Genomic DNA, 20,493 nt, shown 5'->3' on the forward strand with positions numbered 1-20,493 from the left:
TTGATCCGCGGCTTAGAACAGCGCTTGATCGTTTACTTTTTTGGCAAGTCTATTCACGATGAGCACTAGAATGAAGGCAACCAGCGACTTGAACAATCCGACCGCCGCGCCGTACGAGAACATGCCGTTCTGCAAGCCGTATCGGTAGGTGTACGTGTCGATGACGTCCGAATATTTAAGCACGAGATCGTTCTGCATTAAGTACTGCTGGTCGAAGCCCGCATTCAGCACGCCGCCGACCGCCAGAATAAGCAGGATGACGATCGTGGGACGAAGCGCCGGAAGCGTCACATGCAGCATCTGCCTGATCCGGCTAGCGCCGTCGACCCTTGCCGCTTCATAGAGCTCCGGGTTAATGGACGTAATAGCCGCCAGATACATAATGGCGTTAAAGCCCATGTCCTTCCACATGTTGGAGAAGCCGATGATCCACCAGAAATAATGACCGTTCTGGAAGAAGCCGATCGGTTTGTCCGTAATGTGGAGCATGACGAGCAGCTTATTGACGAGTCCCTGCGTGGAGAGCAGCGAAATAATAATGTTGGCCGCGATAACCCAAGAGATGAAATGCGGCAGATAAGAAACCGTTTGCACAAAACGCTTGAACACGCCGCTTCGAACTTCGTTAATCGCGATCGCCAGAATGATCGGCGCCGGAAATCCGAGTGCGAGACTGAGCAAGCTCTGAGCGAGCGTGTTACGCAGGATAATCCAGAAGTCCCCGCTGTTGAAGAAATACCGGAACCATTCCAGCCCGACGAATTCGCCGCCGAAGAACGAATCCATGAACGAGCCGCCCGGCTGATAGTTAATAAAGGCCATGTACAAGCCGAACATCGGCGTATACGAGAACAACAGGGTGCATATAAAAGCCGGCAGGATCATCAGCCATAGCAGCTTCTGAACGCGTAACCGCTTCCAAGTTCCGCCGCGCCTCACTGCCCGCGCCATGCCCGCAGCCGATGGTTCCACATTGATTTTCACGTTTGCTTTCCTCCGTCCATAGTGGTGTCGCTTCGGGAACAATCCCATTATAGGAAACTTCCATGCGCCGAATCCATGCAAACATCCGCCGATTCATGCTCCAAATTACCGCATTTCTGTTCCTCCCATTGTTGAATTTCATCAAGCGGCATACAATAAACGAGAGTCATAGTTTCCATTTTAGACGGGAAGAAGGAACACGGCCATGTATTCAATCCTGCTTGTGGACGACGAAAAGATGGAATTGGAGACGCTTTCGCACTATGTGCCGTGGGAGGCGATGAATATCGCCGTCGCCGGGACGGCGAAGAATGGAAGAGAAGCGCTCGAGCTGGCGAAGCTGCTGGATCCAGACATTATCTTGACCGATGTGCGCATGCCGATCATGGACGGACTGGAGTTCGCGAAGCGAGCCAAGCAGCACAGCAAACGGGTAAAAATCGTATTTTTAAGCGGTCATGACGAATTTCAATATATCAAAGCGGCGCTCTCCGTGGAAGCGTCCGGCTATTTATTAAAGCCGATCGATCATGACGAGCTTCGGCAGCTGATGGAGAAAGTCAAGCTGAAGTGCGATGAAGCGAGGCTGGCGGAGCAGACGGAAGCCATGGTGAAGGAGAAGCTCCTGCGCACGCTGCTCATCGAGCAGAACGGCGAAGTCCGAGCGGAAGCGGCAAACAAGCTGCTGCGGCTGGACGGCATGCCGAATTTGTTTCGCGGCGCACTGCGAGCCGCCTGCCTGACGCTGAGCTGGACGAACGCGGATCAGAGCTCGGCCTCCGGAAGCAGCAGGCCGAAGCAGTTGGAAGCCAGCGTAAGCGAAGCCGTCCATTCCAGACTGAAGACGCTCGGCTACGCGGGAGAGCTCGTTGATTGGGAGTACGGTACATTTGCCGCCCTCTACCCCGCCGCTCATCCCGATCATACCGATGAGCTGTGGAAGAACCTCCAGAAGGAAATGGCCGAAAGCTTCCCCGTTCAGCTCACCGTCGGCATTTCCCGCGCCGGCAGCCGGCTTGAGGAGGCGCTGAACCTGTTCAAGGATGCCCGTATCGCGGCAGAGCATGCCTTCTATTATGGGAAGGGCGCGCTGCTGCGACTGGAAGAGATGCGAGCACCGCTTACGGAGGAAATCGGCATCGAAGCGTATCAAACGGCGATATGCCGCGCGATCGGGCAGCTGAAGCCCGAGGAAGCGGAGCTGGAGATCGAACGGTTCATGGGAAGCCTCAAGGACCGTTACGTGCACCGCCATTTGGCGCGGGCCGCCGCCGTTCGGCTGCTTTCTGCCGTTAAGCAGCAGCTCGGCTCCTCCATGAAAGATACGGAGGCCGGGCCGATTCACGGCGAGTGGGAAATCATGAACAACTGCGAGGTGCTTGATGACATCGGCGACTATCTCAAGCATGTGTGCGGAAGCTTGATTCTCGTCCTCTCGGAGAAGGATAAGGACCGTCACCTGCAAATCGCCCGCAATATCGAGGCCATCATTGACCGTTCCTGCCACCAGCCGATTTCGGTCGAGGATATTGCGAAGGAAATTTACCTGTCGCCGAACTACATTCGCACGATCTTTAGGGAAAAGATGGGCCGCACCATTTTGGAAGCGGTTACGGACAAGCGAATGGAACGCGCTTCCGCACTGCTTGCTGACAAATCGCTGAAGATTCACGAGATTGCCGGTCAGGTCGGCTACGAGAACGTCTCGTATTTCTGCTCGTTATTCCACAAGACCACAGGCGTCACGCCTAACCAGTACAGAAAACAATTTTATGGCAATTGAGGGGGACCACCGTGCGACGCTTGCTTGACCGATTCTTGATACGGCCCTTCCTGGATATGCGTCTTCGCAACAAGCTGTTCGTGGCGCTTGGACTCGTTTCCGTTGCGCCCCTCCTCTTCTTCGCCGTCTATTCCTACGAAACGATGAAGAAAGAGCTGAGTCGTCAAATGTACGCCAGCATGACCACAACGACCGACCAGATCGGATCCAATCTGAAGATGAAGCTGGATGCGTATGCCAAGGTCTCCTCTTCGCTCTATCTGGACCGGCGGCTGCGCGACTTCCTGTCGGCGGATTACACGAACAGTGACGCGTATATCGATGGCTATGATTATATCGACGGGGTGTTTCGCAGCATGCTCGTCACGAATTCCGACATTACGAGCATTTCGATTTACCAGGACAATTTCACCCTGCCGCCGGACCAAGTGTTTATCCGGCGCACGAACGATACCGTCCGGCAAGCGCCTTGGTACAAGGCGGCAAGCACAGCTTACGGCAATGTGACCTTCACGCCGATGGCGGCCACCAACCCAACCGATCAGCAAGTCACACAGGGCGTTCAAGAGCGCAAGCCATCCCGAATCGTGCTCGCCCGTCTGCTCGACAACGACAGCCTCAACTATCCTTACGGTGTCCTGACGATGGACATCCCCGAGAACGACCTATATGCGCTCATGGAGAAGGAGAATAAGAACAAGGATTTGTTTATCGTGTCGGACAAAGGCTTCATTATCTCCGGCCGTGACAAGGGCAAGCTGAACCATCAGCTGAGCGATTATGTCAAGGGAAGCTGGGGATCCGGCAATACCGGCACCTTCCTTGGAGAATACGACAACGAGAGCGTCTACGTCGTATACAACACGATCGAGAACGGCTGGAAGGTCGTCTCCATCGTCTCCTACGACAATCTGCTAAGCAATGTGAAGCTCGCGTTCTCCCGTCTGTTCACGCTGGCGAGCTTCAGCGTCGTAATTGCTATTATTCTGATCTATATCGCCGCCCGCATGTTTACCAAGCGGATCGAGACGCTGCTGCAGATTACGCGCCGGATCGAGCGCGAGGACTTCGAGGTGCAGGCGGGTTCGATCTCGCATGACGAAATCGGCCGGCTCATGTTCGCCATGACGAAGATGGCCCGCCGCATGAAAGCGCTGATTAACGAAGTATACAAGAAGGAAATCGCGAAGAAGGAAGCCGAGATGAACATGCTGCAGGCGCAGATCAATCCGCACTTCCTTTACAACACGCTTGCTTCCATATCGGCACTAGCTGTTCGGAATCATGACGACCGGATTCAAGCCATGGTCACGCATCTTGCCAAGTTCTACCGCATCTCGCTGAACAAAGGGAAAACGATCGTAAGCCTCGGCGAAGAATTGAAGCTGACCAATTCTTACATTATGATCCAGCAGCTTCGGTTCAACGGCCTGCTGCATATGCATTACCTGGTCGAAGATGCCGCACTTCCCTATCCTGTCGTCAAGCTGGTGCTTCAGCCCTTCATCGAGAATGCCATCAACCATGCCATCTGGGATGACGATGCCGGCATCAATATCATTATTAAAGCACGCGTCGAGGAAGATACGCTCATTCTTGAAGTCATCGACGACGGCATGGGCATGCGACCGGAAACGCTGGAGAGACTCCGCAGGGAAGACACCGGGGACAGCGCATCCGGGTACGGCATCCGAAACGTCGACCGGCGTATCAAGATGACGTTCGGCACCGATTACGGGGTCCATATTCACAGCCGCTTCGGGATCGGCACGACGGTGCAGCTGCGGGTTCCTTTGAGCGGACCCTTGTAAGGCTGATTAGGCTTAGCCGGAAAAACAGCAGGAGCCAAGGACGGTATAACGTCCTTGGCTCCTGCTGTTTTGAATAAACGATGCAAATTAAATTGGTTATACATGGGATGTAATCCAGCCGCCTCTGTCACCAATACAATTGGTCTTGAAACTCAAGAATTAGTTTCTTTTGCATACGAGGCTCCAATTCTTTCAGCTCCGTCTCCAGATTGACCACATGCTCGTCCGAAATGCGCACGCCTGCGCTGGCATGATAATGATGCTGCATAAATTGCAGCCGATAAGCACTCGGCGGATGCGTATAATGGAGCCTCGAGCCTTCCAGCAGCTCGATGCGTCTGATTCGCTCGCGTTCGCGATCGGGCATCGCGTCAACAATCCCCTTGTACGCATCGAAGAAACTCCCCGTATGCTGATTCAACACATGGCGCTGCAGCGCGGTCCTAAACGTCTGCGCGCCGTACATTTTCTCCGCCAGCCCAAGGGCGGCGTCGGTACCGCCGACTTCGGCGCTCTTGTAATCGGCTAAATACTCGCTTTTTTGCGATTCGTAGAAATACAGATGAATATACAAATTTGCCAGTAACCAAGGCACATAGGAAAGCAGCCCCAATATATATCTGGAAATGAGTACCGTCAAATTCCTTTCAATCTCACCTGCGTCCTGCGGATCCATCAGTTCGCTCCATCTGAGCAACGTCCGATAAGCAGTCAGCGTAAAGTGGCCGCTAAGGCTGTCCTGGTTAACGCCGTGCGCGATTTCATGGCTGATCAGCGCCACTTTCTCCTCGCTGCTCAAGATGCAGAATAACGGCAGCCCGAGCGTAACGTATCGCTTCATGCGCCACCCTGCCTGTTGGTAACTTGCGTTATAACGATGATCGATAATAAGCCCATCGATTCTCGGGAGCTTCATATAATCACTAACCTCGTCCACCAGTCCGTAGAGTGCACCGTTTTCTTCTCTGGATAAGAGAACGCCGTCCATTTCTAGTTTCGGTAACCGAGGCGCCGAGAACCAAACGGCAAGCGCGGCGATTAAGCCGATGATGATATCAAAATAGTATGGCCCCCGAATGCCTTTAATGATTAATACGCAAGCCCCCACAGCCATAGTCGCCGTAATGCCGTGAATCAGCGTGGCGAAGCCCATTGTGGCGAGCTTATTTTTCGTCAGCCTGGGTCGGAAGCCCTTCTCATTCATCATATCGCGAAGCAGCTTCGAACCGAGCTTTCGCCCAAGCCTAAGATACGCAGCCGCGAATCGATCATGCGTTATGGATTCGAATGCTTTAAGATTCCATCCGCACTCGCACCAAGATGGATAATGCCAATGCTTGGGTACCTGTTTGCCGCATTGCGGACAGCTTTCGAAAGATACCATATGGCTTACCGGAATTTCTTGTGTTTGCACGAATATGCTCTCCTCTGTTATGTAAATTGCCAGCCGACTCCCTACAGCTGTTATTCGTTATGCTGTGCTTTCCACCATAGTTGACTTCATTCGATGATTCGACAAAACGATAGAAAAACCTTCCAAATGCGAAAAAACAGCAGCTGCCAAGGACGATTAATAAAGTCCCAGGCTGCTACTGTTTGTTTAAACGATTGGTGGGATTTAACCTATTCAGCCATTACAAGATTTCGATATACCCTTCTGTTCCATTCACGCGAATTCGTTGCCCGTCTTTGATCAGTCCGGTAGCATTCTCCACCCCGACAACTGCCGGCAAGCCATATTCACGCGCGATAACGGCTCCATGGGTCATCAGTCCGCCAACTTCGGTGACTAGGCCTTTGATGGATACAAATAATGGCGTCCAGCCAGGATCAGTAAAGAGGGTGACTAAGATATCTCCATCTTCCAGATCGGCATTTTCCATGCTCAAAATGACACGCGCTCTTCCTTCTATCACGCCGGAAGAAACAGGAAGACCTACAATCGCATCTGCCGGCAAATTCTCTCGTTTGTACGCGCCTGCAATGATTTCACCATCAGACGTGATGACACGCGGCGGAGTTAGTTTCTCATAAAATTTGTACGCGTCTTTTCGTTTATTGATAATCTGATCATCTATTGCATTCGTGCGTACGACTTCGTGAAGTTCTTCAAAAGTGAGATCGTACATATCTTCTTTGTCATGGATAACGCCAGCTTGAACGAGTCGTTCGGCTTCTTTCAGCAAAGCTTGCTTATACACATAGTAGCGGCTGACCATGCCGTACTTGGGATATTCCCGATACCCGATGAAATTCCGGATGAGGTCGATCATTCGTTTCGTTTCGTTGGCTTTTTGTTCACCATCCGGTAATTGCTTCAATCGATCTATTAACTCTTGTTCTTTTTCCAAAGCTTCCCGGCGCCCTTGCTCAAATTTCCGCTTGCTTGCATGAGGCTCGAAGTTCTTGATGTTACCCAGAATGAGCGGAATAAGCGTAATCGGTTTTTCACTCCAACGGGTTCGAGATATATCGATTTCACCCGCACATCGCATGCCGTATTTATCGAGATACGCATGGATCGCGTCTTTCGTTTCCTGTCCTCCAGCAAACTTAACCAGTTCATCCAGAAATTTATCTTCTTTTGTATGCTGCAAATAGTCAATTACTTCCGGATAAGGGCGAATCACATCCGCGACATCCAACAGCGCCAGACCCATTTCCGAAGTAATATTGTTCGGTACCGACTGAGAAAGCGTATCTGCTGCGTTTTTTTCGCCCAACCATTCGTACATGTTTTCATTGATCCATGATGAAGCATTCATCGCAGCCATAAACACAGCCGAACTTTGCGGATCAAATAAGATCTTCTTTAATTGCTGGATATCTTCCAGAATAAAATCAAACAAATCCGATCCCGATTTCGCTTGGATGTTTTGTTTTAACTCTTCAATCGAGGTTTGATTTCGCTTAATCAAATCGGAAACGATTGTCGGATTGCTTTCGAACGGTGCCGGCACAGTTGCAAGACTTCTGCTCGGAATCGGTGGCGTTTGATCGTTTGGTATCAATTTTATAAAATCTCGCTCTATGATGGTCATGAGTGCGCCTTTGGTGAGCGGATCGGATCCCACGGTATTTAATAACGTCTCGCGGCCGACAGCTGTAGCCAGCCTAGGTGCAACATCAACAAACAACCTCCCACCGGCTTTACGCATAGGTGCAGGAGTAATTAACAGGTAAAAAGACAATCCCAATGGTTTTATGGGGTCAGTCATCATTTGTTGATGACCAACAGAAAGATAGACGTGATTTTCTTGATCAACCGCTTCAGGGATCGGGTATAAAGTCGTGATCGGCCGACTCTGGACAATATAAAATGTATCATCAGCCAAACACCATTCGACATCTTGCGGACTGCCAAAATAAGCTTCAATCTGTCTTCCGATGCGTGCCAGTTGTAAAATTTGCTGCTCAGTGAGCGTTTGAGACATCTGCCGCTCAGGATCGATCTGCTTTGTCTCTGTTCCGCCTTCTTTCCTTCCATAGATCGCTAATTTTTTGGCTGCTATTCGCTTATCGACGACTTTCCCTTCCTGCACTTTATAACCATCGGCAGATACCAAGCCAGAGACCAGCGCTTCTCCAAGTCCATAACCGGCATCGATGGAAAGCAGCTTTCGGTTAGAGGTAATGGGATCCGCGGTAAATACGATCCCCGAGGCCTGAGGGAAAACCATCTTTTGAATGATAACGGATAAATAAACTTGACGGTGGTCGAATCCATTTTGAATCCGGTAGATGACCGCGCGATCCGTAAATAGGGAAGCCCAACATTTACTGATATGCTGCATGATTGCTTCTTTGCCGATGATATTTAAATAGGAGTCTTGTTGACCGGCAAAAGAAGCATGCGGTAAATCTTCAGCAGTCGCGCTGGAACGCACGGCATAAGCATGTTCCTCGCCAAGCTGGGCGAGATAGCGAGTAACTGCACGCACGACATCGGAAGGAATGTTCACTTCCATAATGAGTTGTCGAATCTTCCTGCTGATTTCAGCAATTTGACCTCGAGCTTCTACTTTTAGCAAGGCTAGTTGATTGAGCAAAGCATGATACGTTTCGTTATGTTCGATGGCTTGTTGATATCCCACTGTTGTAACACAAAATCCTTCAGGTACTTGAATGCCTTGAATTTTTGATAACTCCCCTAAATTCATCCCTTTTCCGCCTACGAGCAAGAGCTGCGTTTTTTCGATTTCCTGGAAGCCGAGAACCAACGAATGCATGCAATATCTCTCCTAACCATTAAATTGAGAAAACATTTGACAAGAGTTTACCGGCATGGTAGGATTAAATTGTAAGATGTTATATTAATGTTCATATGACTATAAACAGTCGTGATATGATTATATCATGGTGTCTATTTATGTGCAATATTTAAGAACCTGGTAAAGTAGCCCAGGTTCTTTTTTGATTTTCCGCTGCTATTTAGTTATATCAAAAACATATTGATATTGTTGTTTGGAGCATTTGATAATAAAATCCGTGATTAACATGCTGCCAAGCCGACTTGCAACAATTTAAATAGCATTGGGTTTTTAACTATATTCTATTTCTTTCCGGTCATCCGTACGATCGTACCGAATCCAGCTCATCTCTTCGATACCGAGCAGCTCTTTAAACTTCTCTACAGCAATGAAATCCTCCTCACCAAACGATAGGTTCCCGGCAAGGAGTTCTTCAATAGCTTTGATCTGCTCTTCCCTCAGTTCGAATACCCTAAAAGCTTCGGCTTGGGGATTTTGGTTCATATAACCCTCCAACACGGAAGCCCCCACTTCGCCGTATTCATCCATCAGCTCTTCGATATCTCCGTCCATCAACTCGTAAAGCACCTGAAGATTCGAAACGACTTCTCCTCCTTGCAATATTTCAAACCCCCAGCCATGATCCTCCAGGTTGGTAAAGTACAAGATTGGACAATGTGCCGATAACGTCTTGAGCTGCTGCGATGCCGCAAATTCGCCGTCTTCCGATGTGAAGAATGCCAGCCACTTCTCACTTAGCTTAAGCATTGGCGTACCTGCAGGGAGCTTTTCAATAAGCTTTGGTTGATCAACCGTTCGAATGATATTGCCGTATGTAAATTCACTCATACTTGCACCTCTCTCTGAATCGATCAACAACTGATCTGAATCCTTCATTAATTCGTGGGAAGCGCGACGAATTCCTTCGTGAAAAAGTATTGCACCTGACCCAAATCGCCAAAAAGCCGGGGAGGCGATGCTCCCCGGCTTTTCTTCGCGCTATCAGCGCCTACTTCTTGCTAATGATCGCCGTGCTGCTTCGCCGGCTCCAAGCGGTACAGCTTCGACTCCATGCCTTCCAGCTGTACGGTTAGTTGACCCTTCGCTTCGGCACTCGCATTCGTCCACAAATCGGTCAGCTTATAGCTCGTCGAACCGTCCAGTCCAGCCCGCGCCAGGTCAATCGTCTTGCTAACCGGCGTCTTGCCGTAATTGAACACGGCCAAATAATAGCCGTCCTTATCCTTCAGCACGAACGTATCTGCCGCCCGCGCGCCAGTATTACCCTCCGTCGCCCCGAAAGCTTTGCCTAGCTTAGCAACATCCAACACGCTCTTGTTGGTCAGAAGCGTCGTCATATAGTCCTGCGCCTGTTGGTTATGAACATCGTCGGAGTTCAGGAAGACGGTTCCCGATATGACGGCGGAGTTCACCCGCGAACGTGCTTCGATTAACGATCCCGCACGCGACAACGCCATATGGTCGGGATCCGTGTAACGATAGATCGTGCCGTTCTGCCACCAGCCGTACGTAAGCGCGTTCAGCTCGAATTCCGTATCGGATATGCTTCCGAATGTGTCGGTCGCGATCCGGCGGCTGTGCGCGTATTGGCTCGGGAAGAGCGGCGCTATGGATTCGCTGATGAACATCTGGTCCGCGATCAATCCGTCGACATAAGCCATGCCTTGATTATAGGCTTGCGTGCCCGTTCGAACGCCCGGGTCGAAGTGACTGCCTTCCAGTGCGCCGTGCGTCAAGAAATCCAGCTTGATATACGTAAATCCAAGGTTCTTGAATTTCTTCAAATAATAGTCCATCCGCTGCTTAGCACCGGGATGCGTCGGGTCGACGGCATAGGCGCCGTCCAGCTTCGGCAATAATTTGCCGTCCGCGTCCCGGAGTAGAATATCGCCGTATTTGTAGGTCGAGCCCTCTACGGCTTGGTCCATATTATCGCCCCAATAAACGAAGGGTCCCCAGTAAATGCCTGCCTGCTGCCCGTTGCGTTTGATGGTCTTCACCGCATCCTCAAGCTGCGTGTCGGACAGATTGTCCCAGTATGAATCCATGTTGATATAGGTTGTGCCCTTGTTGGAGAAGCCCTTCTTCTGCAAATTATCCTTCACGTAATTCGAGGTGTCGATTACGTCTTGGTACGATAGTCTGCTCTCGTAAGCAGCCCAGCTGTTCCAACCCACCGGCACGCCATCCGGTACATGCTTGCCGAATTCAAGCGGCGGCGCAATGACGGCATTCGCCTGACCATATGCCTCCATGCCCGTACGATAATCGTCATAAAAGCCGACGAAAACCATTGGCGACAGCAACTGCGTTCCGGTCAGCGTACCATGCGGCTGCGAATCATGCGTCTTAGCGGAAGAAGCACCGCCGTAGACCTCCAGCGCGTTCAGCCGGTTATTGTCGCCGGTGAACCGGATACCCGTCTTCCACGTATCGTGCGTGACGGAACCGACCACAAGACCGCTGCGGCTCGCGTTGTCATAGACCGCCGACACTTCATAGCTCGTGTCGGATGAATTGATCGGCACCGCTTGATGGCGGATCCACATGTCATTGTCATACGGCACGGACAGGACCCGTCCGTCCGTTACGCTGCCGACATCGATGCCTCCGGTTGTGTTCGTGACGAGCGGCGCAAAATAATTCGCGCTGACCGGCGAGTCAGCCGCCGCTTCCGTGCGCGTGAAGAAATACGTCTCGCCTGCGTAGAAGCTGTAGAGCTGTTTCAACGTCGGCTTGCCCTCCGACTTGTTGATAATGCTAAGCGTAATGCCTTTGCCGAAGCCGTCCTTAACCGGTTTAATGTCGTTCATCGAGAAGCTGTGCGAGCTATAGCAGCTGCTCGCCTCGTCGCCGAACTTGCTGTAAATACCGGAGGCCGCGGTCTTCCCATTCCACGCGTAGGAAGCCATGCCGGACTTCAGGTCTAGCATGACCGTATATTTCCCATTATCGACGACAACCGCACCGGCGTACTGCTTCACCGAGACGGACTGGTACGCCTTGGTTGCGACGGCGCTGCCGAGCTGCAGCGGTGCGGCATCCGCCCGTTCGCAGGGCTGAACTGCGCTACCGCTGCCCGCCGTGACGACGAGCTTATCGAAGTCAGGCGAGTAGCCGCCGCCGTCCGAGAATAGAATCGTGTTGCTGCCCGCGTTCAGCGAGGCTGCGAACGCATAGGTTCCGGTCGTATTCCAATCTGCGGTTGCAGGGAACAGTATATTTTGCGCGGCCCCGCCGTTCACGCTGACATCCGCGGCCCTTGCATCGCCGGAAATATAATGCACCGTAATCGTATAGCTGCCTGCGGTCGGAACCGTGATGTTGTTAAACAGCAGGGAGGCGCCTTGATACAGATTGCCGACCTTCTTCCCGCCCGAGCAGCTGCCGCATTCCGCGATCTTCGCATTGCCGCCCAGCGTGTTGACCGGCGCCTCGGCTTCATAACCTGACGCCGCCTGCGACAGCTCGATTCGATCGATGTCAGGCGAATATTGGCCGCCGTCTGCGAACAGAATCGTATTCTCGCCTTTGTTCAGCGTGACCGTCAGCGACATGCTGCCGACCGTATTCCAATCCGAGGTTTTCTCGAAATCGATATGCTGGGACGCGCCTGCGTTTACCGAGATGTCGGCGCTGCGCGGGTCGCCGGAAATGTACGCAACCGTCAGCTTGTACGTGCCCGCCGTCTGCGCCTCTACATGGTTGAACTGCAGCGAGGCACCTTGGTACAAATTGCCGACCTTCTTCCCGCCCGAGCAGCTGGCGCAATCGGATACCGACGCGTTGCCGGACAGCGTATTCGACGCCGCTTCCGCTTCATAGCCGTCGACTGCAGGCCGAATATCGATTTTATCGAAATCAGGCGCATAGCCGCCGCCGTCGGCAATATCGATCGTGTTGTTCCCTTTAACCAGCGCCATGCGGATGGTTTTCGTACCGAGCGAATTCCAGTCCGCGGTTTTCTCGAAATCGTAATGCTCGGGCGCTCCGCCGTTGACACGGATATCCGCGCCGCGGGGATCGCCGGAGATATAAGCGAATGCCACGTTATACAAGCCATCTGCCGGGGCAATGACATCGACGAAGCGCATGCTGCTGCCTTGATACAGACCTCCGATCTTCTTGCCTCCCGAACATGCTGCGCAGTCCGATACGGATGCATTTCCGGTCATCGTGTTTCCTGGCGCCTCCGCTTCATAGCTGACAGCCGCTTCGTTCACAGCCGCTGGTTCAGACTGTGCCTTATTTCCCGCCTCAGACGATTCCGCGCTCGACAACGCCGACAATCCGCCGCCATAACTAATGCTGCCGGCCAGCAGCAGCGCGGCTGCAATCTTCGAAAGCCTTCTCATAATTGATGTCTCCTCTCGCCAATGTAATGAGGTCTACGATGTACAAACAAGTGTACATGTCTCACTGTAATCGAGCGGACCGGCATCTTCCATATAAGAATGTTCCAAAATATGCCGCAAACAATCGCAAAAATAATCGGATGCGCAGACACTATTTTCGAATGGAAGCAGCTCTACAACTATTACCTGCGCCTCTATAGGACAGCGAAAAGGAGCCGTCCGAGGTATCTGACGATGACCTTCGGGCACGGCTCCTAAACATCAATTCTCTAACGCGGCGGCTGCATGGGTTCCATCGCTACTTCCAGCTTCCACTGGTTCGTATCATGGCCGAGCACTTGCTTCACCTTGCCCCGCTTATGCGCTTCCTGCACGCTGTCCATATAACCGGATGCCGGTTCGACGGCGAATGTATAGTCGTTGAATCCGCCGTAATTTGCCCAGACGGCGAGATAGGGCGTCTCCTCCGGATCGAAGCGGAAGACGAGGCTCTCTCCCGTCTCGGGGTCACTGACGCCAGCGTAGCCTTCGCTTAACGGGGCAGTGAAATAATATTTCTCCGCAGCCCCGATCTCGCCTTCCAGCGTCGACAAATCGACAGTCTCGCCGCCCTTCGCAGCCGCGGCAGGGAAGCTCGCAAGATCGAGCTGCTTACCTAGACGGTCTCCATGCGAATAGGCAATTTGAATCATGCCTTCGGGCGGCTCGGTGACCAGCTTCATCCCGGGGCGGATGTTAAGCAGCGGATGCGCCGCCCATAAGTAGGAGAAGGGATACGGCGAATCGTTATGAAGCTGATAGTCAATCTGCAGCTTATGGTCCCGAAGCTCGATCGTCTTGCTTAGCCGGTACGGCACCTGGACCCCTTCCACTTCCAAGTGGAGCCGCTCTCCTTCGAGCCTGCAGGCCCAAGGAATGCACCAGACTTCGCCATGATCCGGAAACAACACAGCCTGCCAAGGCACATCGGGACAAGGGGACGGATTAATCGTCGGGAACATTTCATCCCAGCCCCCGCGGTCTCCGTCGTCCCAGTTCATGCCGTAACGCTGCGGCTCCCATGGCCGGTCCGTGCGGTGAATCCACTCCCGTCCGGTCCGTTTATCGAGCAAGGAGACGATCCGGCTTCCACGCTCCGGAACGACGACAACCCGGAGACATTCATTCTCGCCAACGTAGCACGTAAATCCTTGCTCCCCGTACTCTCTCCATGTCACCGCGTACGACATAGGTGTTCCACCAGCCCTGTCTGTTTGAATTTGCTTACGGAAGATGGATGACGGCACCGAGATGATTGCCATCAAGACGCAGTGCCTGCGCCAGCTCCTCTGCTGCTTCATCCGACCGGTCCAAACCAAGCAGTCCCAAGCCGCGCATATAGCGGCAGTGAATTTCGTTGCGCTTGTTCAGATCATCCTCGAATACGAGGAAATCCGGCAGCGAGACGGCAAAGTAATCCAGCTTCACATCGTCGAACACATGCTTCTCCGCATAGTCGATCAGCTTGTTGAATCGGCGGCTCGCTTCCTTCTGATCGCCAAGCTTCTGCCAGGCAAGACCTTGGTAATAGATCATGTCCGGCGGCTGATCGTTGTAGAACATCGCGCTGGTCGGTTCCTCCAGACCTTGGGAGGCCGTCCGGAACGCTTCTTCCGCCTGCTCCTGCAGTCCAAGTTCCTCATACGCGCAGCCCAAGTAATAGTATACGTTGTTCTCCTGCGCGCCGGCGAGCTTGCCTTCTCCAAGATGCTCGGGATAGACGAGCGCCTGCTGCAGCAGCTTGACCGCTTCTTCGTGCTTGCGGGCAGCGAGCTGCTGCTTTGCGAGCTCCACAAGCGCCAGCACGTACTGCCCGGTCGCCTTGCCTTCCCCGCCTTCCCATGGATGGAATTTGCGCTGAGCAAGCAAGCGGAGCGCATCCTCGTGCTTACGCAGCCGGTTATGCAGCGTTACGTATTCCAAGTACAAGTCGTCTCTCGCTTCGACGAGGGCTGCCCCTCTCTCCAGTCCAGCGAGGCGCGTCTCGGCCGCGACCCCGATCTTCTTGTAGAGCTGATCCAGTTCATACAAGACGCGTGCGTCCGTTGGATCGCAGGCGAACGCTGCTTCCAGCGCCTCTTGCGCGGCAGCCGCATCGCCTCGCTTGTTGAAATAAGCAAGCGCAAGATTGCGGTGCACGACCGAGTAAGTCGGATCGAGGGAACGCGACTGCTCCCACTGCAGGCAAGCTTCCTCATGACGCTTCTTGTCGTAGAGCAGGTTGCCGAGATAGTAGCGGGCTCTGGCATCGCTGCCGTTCGCGGCAATCGCGTATTCCAGCACGGTAAGCTCGAACAGCGTGTTCGGGAAACAATAATCCGGCACGGACCGGCTGCCTGCGGCAAGGCGCTTGGCGGCAGATTCCGCTAGTCCGCTCTTGCCGTAAACATACCCCAGCGCGTAATGAATCATCGGATACGCTTGTTCATTCTCGCTTCCCGACAGCGCGAGCAGAATATCCGCCGCGTCGCCGTAAAGTCCCGCTCCGGCATAATCGGATGCCAGTTCAAGGTAGTTGTGCGCGTCGCCGCGAAGCAGGAATAGGAACTGTTCATACGCTGCTTCAGCCGCTTCGCCTTCTCCAAGCGCATCCAAGGCCAATCTCAGTTCGTAATGGGCGCCGAAATCGGCAACGTCCAGCTGAATCGTCTGCAGCGCAAACGCCTTGGCAGCCTCCGTTCTGCCCAGCTTGCGAAGCAGCGCGGTCTTCAGATTGCGCGACTTGTAGTTGTGCGAGTTCCGAATGAGCGAACGCTCGGCAAGCTCCAGCGCTTCGGCGAACGAACCTTTCTCCGCCGCGATCTGCGCAAGCGAATAGTAGCCGCTGTCCTGCCATGCCGCGGACCAGACGGATTTGTAGAACGCCGCGAACGCCTCCTCGAGACGGCCCTGCATTTTCAAAGCAACGCCGAGCTGATAGTAGGCTTCTCCGTCATAAGGATTCGGGTTGCGCCACGTCACCCGCTTCACTGCCGTGCGGAAATGCTTCTCGCTCTTCGCGAACAGCCCTCTGCGCAGCAGCAGCGTGCCATAAGCGACGTTGATCCGAATGTCGCCCTCGTCCCGCTTCAGCCCTTCGAGATAATAAGCCTCAGGCTCGAAGGTCGCATGACGGTACTGCTCCAAATGAAGGCCCGCCAAGTACAATTCCTCCGTCGTCGCTATCGCGGACGGCTCAGGAAGCGGTTTGGCTGCCTCGGGTACCTGCTCAATATCCGGCTTCTTCGGCGCATATTGCACGAGCACCGTGCCTTGCGCATCCTTAACGGTCAGGACGAGCTGGTAAGCTTTCACGTCCGGATCCAGCTTAATGACGGCATTGAACGTATCCACTGGTGATAACGTCAGCTTCTCCGACAGATACACGCGGCCGTCCGGCCCGGTCAATACAACGGCTGCATCTTGATAAAGCGTCGTTGCATAGACGAGAACCACCGCGCTGCCATCAGCCTCATCGACCTCGAGGTTAACGGCAGCTTCGGTCGTTGCGTTCTTGACGACGCCGATGTTCTTATACGGCATGAAGTATTGCTTGAACGACTTCTCCTCGAACGGCTGCAGCCACGTAAAGTCAGGCTGATTATCCGTGTACACGCCCGTCATCAGCTCGATGTAAGGTCCGTCCTCGTCCGTCAGGTTGCGGTCCCAGGCTTGACCGAATTCCCCATGCCCCCAGGTCCACTGCTTCTTGCCCGGTGAGATATGGTGATTGGCGACATGCAGCAAGCCCGCCTGCACCGAATGGTCGTAGCCGCCGACGAAGTTGTAATCGGACTTGTAGGCCATATAGGAAGTGGGCACCGGAATGTTCTTGTAGCGCGAAATGTCCACGCCCGCGGAATAGTCCATTTTGTAATACGTGCCCGTTGCGATCGGAAACCGTGATACATCGCGTTTGCCGTGATCGAATACCGCGGTTACGTCCGGCGGGAATACCGACTGCGTGTGATCGTTTACGGCAACGGCCGGGTTCGCCCACCAGAGGAACGTCTGCGGCTCCGGTGTCCGGTTGTACAGCTGCGCGGCGATTTCCAGGTATGCCTTGTCCGCGTAAAGCGTGAAGCCGGCCGTTACCTTCGTGCCGTACATCCGGTCGATCTCGCTGACCCATACGGTCGCGCTGCCGTCTTCCTTCTCCTCCAGCCGGTATTCGACCGGTCCGTAGGTGTTCGGACGGTGATGCTGCGGCCAGTTGAACTCGATGCCGCCGGAAATCCACGGACCTGCAAGGCCGACGAGCGCCGGCTTAATGACCTGGTTATAGTAGACAAAATCATAATTGTTTGTACGGTCGACCGCGCGGTAAATACGGCCTCCAAGCTCAGGCATGATTTCGATGCGTAAATAATCGTTTTCAAGAATGACCATGCGGTAAGGTGCCGGCTTCTTCTCATCCTCGATCTTGTCGATGACCGGATGCGGATACACCTTGCCCGAGCTGCCTTGGTAGACGCGTTTCTCCAGAAACATCGGGTTCTTATTCGGCTTACCGACGCCGTAGGTTGGAATCTCCACCGTTTCCTCCCACGCTCTTGCTCTTCCTTCGTTGATCGTCAATGCGTTCACTCCCATCTGATTCGAACACGGTATACGTCAACAATACAGGAGAAGCACACGGTCAACAATTCACGAAATTCGGTTCATGATGGACGATTCACGGATTGTACGCTACACTACATGCATAGTGATTCAAAGGAGGGACGAGAGGCTCCCATGCGAAAAACGGACGGCTTCCAATCCGAGAAAATCATCGTGCTTCCGCCCTACCTGCTGGAGCAGATGACCGCTCATCCACTTATTCGTCCGCTCTATCTGACAGATATCGGATACTTTCCGAGCGCGCTGCATCACTACCGGGAAAGGCCGGAAGGCTGCGACACGCATATCGTCATCTACTGTGCCGGCGGAGCCGGCTGGGTATCCGTGCACGGCGTTGTCCATCAGCTCCAGGAACGAAGCTTAATCGTTATTCCCGCAGATGCGCCGCATGCCTACGGAGCAGGCGACAAGGATCCATGGACGATATACTGGTTTCATTTTCGCGGCGAGCAGGCCGCTGCGTATGCATCCTTGCTTGGCGGAGGGCAGCATCCGCTCATGCTGACCACCAGCGATTCGGACAGGTTCGTTACCTTGTTTCACCAATGCTATGATCTTCTCTCAACCAAATCCTACTCCGCCGCGCATCAGCTGCTCGCCGTGCAAACGGCTGCCTATGCCATGAGCCAGCTCGGTCTCATCTCGGCGGAACGCGGTGATGAGGATCGAAGGAAGCCTTATGTAGAAGCCGCGCTTCAATTCATGACGGTAAGGCTGGAGCATGATCTGACCTTGGATGAGATCGCCAGGCACGCGCAAATATCCAAGCAGCATCTGAATCATCTGTTCAAGGCATCCACCGGCTTCGCGCCGATCGACTATTACCACCGCATGAAGATGCAGCGCGCGAGCCAGCTTCTAGATCTGACGAGCCTCAGCATCAAGGAAATTTGTCTCTCGCTCGGCTACAAGGACCCGTACTACTTCTCGCGTCTGTTCAAGAAGATGATGGGCCTCTCGCCGACGGCCTACCGCAGCAAATTGAAAGGCTAGCAGCCGGCGACAGCATGGCCTGCCGCGCTTATGCAATGGGCTTCGCCAACGCGAAAAAGCCGCGAATGTTCGCGGCTTTTCGTTCGGTTCGGCACTTATGGCGACGAGCCATGCTACTCTTGCAGCTTCTCTTCCGGCTTCCTATGAAAGCTGCGCACGATATCGGTTATATATTTGATCATGACCGAAGCCCCGCCGATAAAATACAGCACGATCAATGTCCAGTGCGTTGGATCGATCGATACCATGGAGAGGATGACGTTCAGCGGCACGATATAATAGAGAATATCCTTTAAGCAGCCAAGGAAAGTCGTTTCGAAGGTCCCTATCCAGAAAGAACGGGCAAACGCGAGCGTGAAATAGAGGATCATAAAACCGAATACGCCCCACATGGTATAGACGATCCAGTCCCCGAGCGAGAGTCCAACATGCATTTCACATCACCACCTCGCTCCACCATATGTGCGCAAAGGTGACATGTTGAAAGATTATTGAAAATAAACGGGAAACAGCCGGCTGCCCGCCTGTTCTACGTTTCTCAAACCATCGGCTTATTTGTTGTGAGCCTGGGTGGCACCCGAGCGCGCGGTTCTCGCAAGGCCGATCAGCAGCAGCAGGACGGGCAGTCCGATCAGATGAATCGGCATCACGTACTTCATCCAGAATTGCGGGAAATAAATTTGCGATTGAATGATGTTCTTCGGCAGCATAGCGATTACGAAGAGGATCGGCGCAGAGACGCATAGCATCCGTTTCCATCGCTTGATTCGGAGCAGCTGTGCGGTACCGTAGCTGGTGGCGAACATATAGATGCTGAGCTTGATGAAGATGCTGAAGATCGTCACGATAACGGCCAATACGTCGATATTCTGGATGAAGTCCATAACCGATATGTACTGGAGAAACGTATAAATCGGATACTGCAGCTTGGCGGGAATATCTGCCCCGAGCACCATCATGACGTTTATCATACCGATGATCATAAATAAACTGGATAGTCCCACGCCCCATAGCACATATGGAACGATCCGTTTCCCCGCCCCCTTGAAAGCGATCAGCATCACGATGATCACCGATTCGCATAAGAAGGAGGTCGCCCCTACACTGCCCTTTAGGATCGGCGTCACGCGGTTGCCGGGAATAAGCGGCAGCATGCGGACCGGGTTCAAATTATTCAGGGCCAGCAGCGTAATCAACAGGATGCTGAACAGGATAAAGGGACCGATGATTTCGCTGCCGCGGCCCACGATGTGAATGCCCCCCTGTACGTTGTAGACCATCACGAGCAGCATGAACAGAATAATGACCCACAACGGCGTCGACGTGAAGAGAGCCAAGTGTACGAAATCGGCATACTCGCGCAAAATGATGCCGGCGACGGCGTACCAGACCGCCAAATAGCTAAACGTGATGAGCGTCCCCAGCCATTTCCCGACTATGAGCGGCACGTATTCAATCAATGTCTTCTCCGGATACAGCAGGCTGAGCTTGGCTGCGATGTAAGTAACCGCCAAGGCAATCAGCGTGGCTAGCAGCATGGAGATCCATGCGCCTTGTTTCGCAGCCTCGAAGGCCGGACTGAAAGTAAGCAGCGAAGTCATGCCGAGCTGCATGGCAAATAACAGCCAAAACAGCTGCATGCCCGTAAGCTTCATCCT

At 53.2% G+C, this 20,493-nt stretch carries 12 protein-coding genes; 3 read left to right on the forward strand and 9 right to left on the reverse strand.

Going from position 1 to position 20,493, the window contains the following annotated elements:
* Nucleotides 1–12: 12 nt before the first annotated feature.
* Nucleotides 13–984, reverse strand: coding sequence for an ABC transporter permease (locus KXU80_RS11955; protein WP_308858246.1), 972 nt, complete (start codon nt 982–984; stop codon nt 13–15).
* Nucleotides 985–1,189: 205 nt separating this feature from the next.
* On the opposite strand from KXU80_RS11955, the gene KXU80_RS11960 reads away from it, so the two are divergent.
* Nucleotides 1,190–2,767, forward strand: coding sequence for a response regulator transcription factor (locus tag KXU80_RS11960; protein WP_219838388.1), 1,578 nt, complete (start codon nt 1,190–1,192; stop codon nt 2,765–2,767).
* 11 nt (nt 2,768–2,778) lie between these two features.
* A complete protein-coding gene (locus KXU80_RS11965; protein ID WP_219838389.1) occupies nt 2,779–4,578 on the forward strand; it encodes a cache domain-containing sensor histidine kinase in 1,800 nt (599 codons plus the stop codon).
* A 127-nt stretch (nt 4,579–4,705) separates the two neighbouring features.
* Here KXU80_RS11965 and KXU80_RS11970 read toward each other — a convergent pair whose 3' ends face one another.
* The 6 genes from KXU80_RS11970 to KXU80_RS11995 all read right to left on the reverse strand — a co-directional run bounded on the left by KXU80_RS11970 (nt 4,706) and on the right by KXU80_RS11995 (nt 17,815).
* Nucleotides 4,706–5,992 carry a M48 family metallopeptidase gene (locus KXU80_RS11970; RefSeq protein WP_219838390.1) on the reverse strand — a complete coding sequence of 429 codons (1,287 nt, stop codon included), beginning with the start codon at nt 5,990–5,992 and terminating at the stop codon, nt 4,706–4,708.
* A gap of 220 nt (nt 5,993–6,212) precedes the next feature.
* Nucleotides 6,213–8,807, reverse strand: coding sequence for a phosphoenolpyruvate synthase (gene ppsA / locus KXU80_RS11975; protein WP_219838391.1), 2,595 nt, complete (start codon nt 8,805–8,807; stop codon nt 6,213–6,215).
* Between the two features lie 312 nt (nt 8,808–9,119).
* Nucleotides 9,120–9,677: a hypothetical protein gene (locus KXU80_RS11980; protein WP_219838392.1), complete on the reverse strand. Its 558-nt coding sequence runs from the start codon at nt 9,675–9,677 to the stop codon at nt 9,120–9,122.
* Nucleotides 9,678–9,847: 170 nt separating this feature from the next.
* Nucleotides 9,848–13,204, reverse strand: a complete 3,357-nt coding sequence (locus KXU80_RS11985) for a carbohydrate-binding protein (protein ID WP_219838393.1) — start codon at nt 13,202–13,204, stop codon at nt 9,848–9,850.
* Nucleotides 13,205–13,473: 269 nt separating this feature from the next.
* A complete protein-coding gene (locus KXU80_RS11990) occupies nt 13,474–14,433 on the reverse strand; it encodes an aldose epimerase family protein (RefSeq protein WP_219838394.1) in 960 nt (319 codons plus the stop codon).
* A gap of 34 nt (nt 14,434–14,467) precedes the next feature.
* Nucleotides 14,468–17,815: a DUF5107 domain-containing protein gene (locus KXU80_RS11995; protein WP_219838395.1), complete on the reverse strand. Its 3,348-nt coding sequence runs from the start codon at nt 17,813–17,815 to the stop codon at nt 14,468–14,470.
* Between the two features lie 141 nt (nt 17,816–17,956).
* Between KXU80_RS11995 and KXU80_RS12000 the strand changes: the two genes are divergently transcribed.
* Nucleotides 17,957–18,835 (forward strand): AraC family transcriptional regulator, encoded by an 879-nt coding sequence (locus KXU80_RS12000; RefSeq protein ID WP_219838396.1) that lies wholly within the window; start codon nt 17,957–17,959, stop codon nt 18,833–18,835.
* Between the two features lie 113 nt (nt 18,836–18,948).
* Here the strand turns inward: KXU80_RS12000 and KXU80_RS12005 are convergent, their stop codons facing one another.
* Both KXU80_RS12005 and KXU80_RS12010 read right to left on the reverse strand, forming a co-directional pair.
* Nucleotides 18,949–19,269 carry a hypothetical protein gene (locus KXU80_RS12005; protein WP_219838397.1) on the reverse strand — a complete coding sequence of 107 codons (321 nt, stop codon included), beginning with the start codon at nt 19,267–19,269 and terminating at the stop codon, nt 18,949–18,951.
* Nucleotides 19,270–19,386: 117 nt separating this feature from the next.
* Nucleotides 19,387–20,490, reverse strand: a complete 1,104-nt coding sequence (locus tag KXU80_RS12010; RefSeq protein WP_219838398.1) for a GerAB/ArcD/ProY family transporter — start codon at nt 20,488–20,490, stop codon at nt 19,387–19,389.
* Between the last annotated feature and the right edge of the window lie 3 nt (nt 20,491–20,493).

Source organism: Paenibacillus sp. R14(2021) (assembly GCF_019431355.1).
Classification (GTDB): domain Bacteria; phylum Bacillota; class Bacilli; order Paenibacillales; family Paenibacillaceae; genus Paenibacillus_Z.

What these genes read in the sequence shown, in the direction of transcription:
- KXU80_RS12000 (WP_219838396.1), top strand. Translation starts at nt 17,957, where the DNA reads ATGCGAAAAACGGACGGCTTCCAATCCGAGAAAATCATCGTGCTTCCG.
- KXU80_RS12010 (WP_219838398.1), bottom strand. Translation starts at nt 20,490, where the DNA reads ATGAAGCTTACGGGCATGCAGCTGTTTTGGCTGTTATTTGCCATGCAG.
- KXU80_RS11985 (WP_219838393.1), bottom strand. Translation starts at nt 13,204, where the DNA reads ATGAGAAGGCTTTCGAAGATTGCAGCCGCGCTGCTGCTGGCCGGCAGC.
- KXU80_RS11960 (WP_219838388.1), top strand. Translation starts at nt 1,190, where the DNA reads ATGTATTCAATCCTGCTTGTGGACGACGAAAAGATGGAATTGGAGACG.
- ppsA (WP_219838391.1), bottom strand. Translation starts at nt 8,807, where the DNA reads ATGCATTCGTTGGTTCTCGGCTTCCAGGAAATCGAAAAAACGCAGCTC.
- KXU80_RS11995 (WP_219838395.1), bottom strand. Translation starts at nt 17,815, where the DNA reads ATGGGAGTGAACGCATTGACGATCAACGAAGGAAGAGCAAGAGCGTGG.
- KXU80_RS12005 (WP_219838397.1), bottom strand. Translation starts at nt 19,269, where the DNA reads ATGCATGTTGGACTCTCGCTCGGGGACTGGATCGTCTATACCATGTGG.
- KXU80_RS11980 (WP_219838392.1), bottom strand. Translation starts at nt 9,677, where the DNA reads ATGAGTGAATTTACATACGGCAATATCATTCGAACGGTTGATCAACCA.
- KXU80_RS11990 (WP_219838394.1), bottom strand. Translation starts at nt 14,433, where the DNA reads ATGTCGTACGCGGTGACATGGAGAGAGTACGGGGAGCAAGGATTTACG.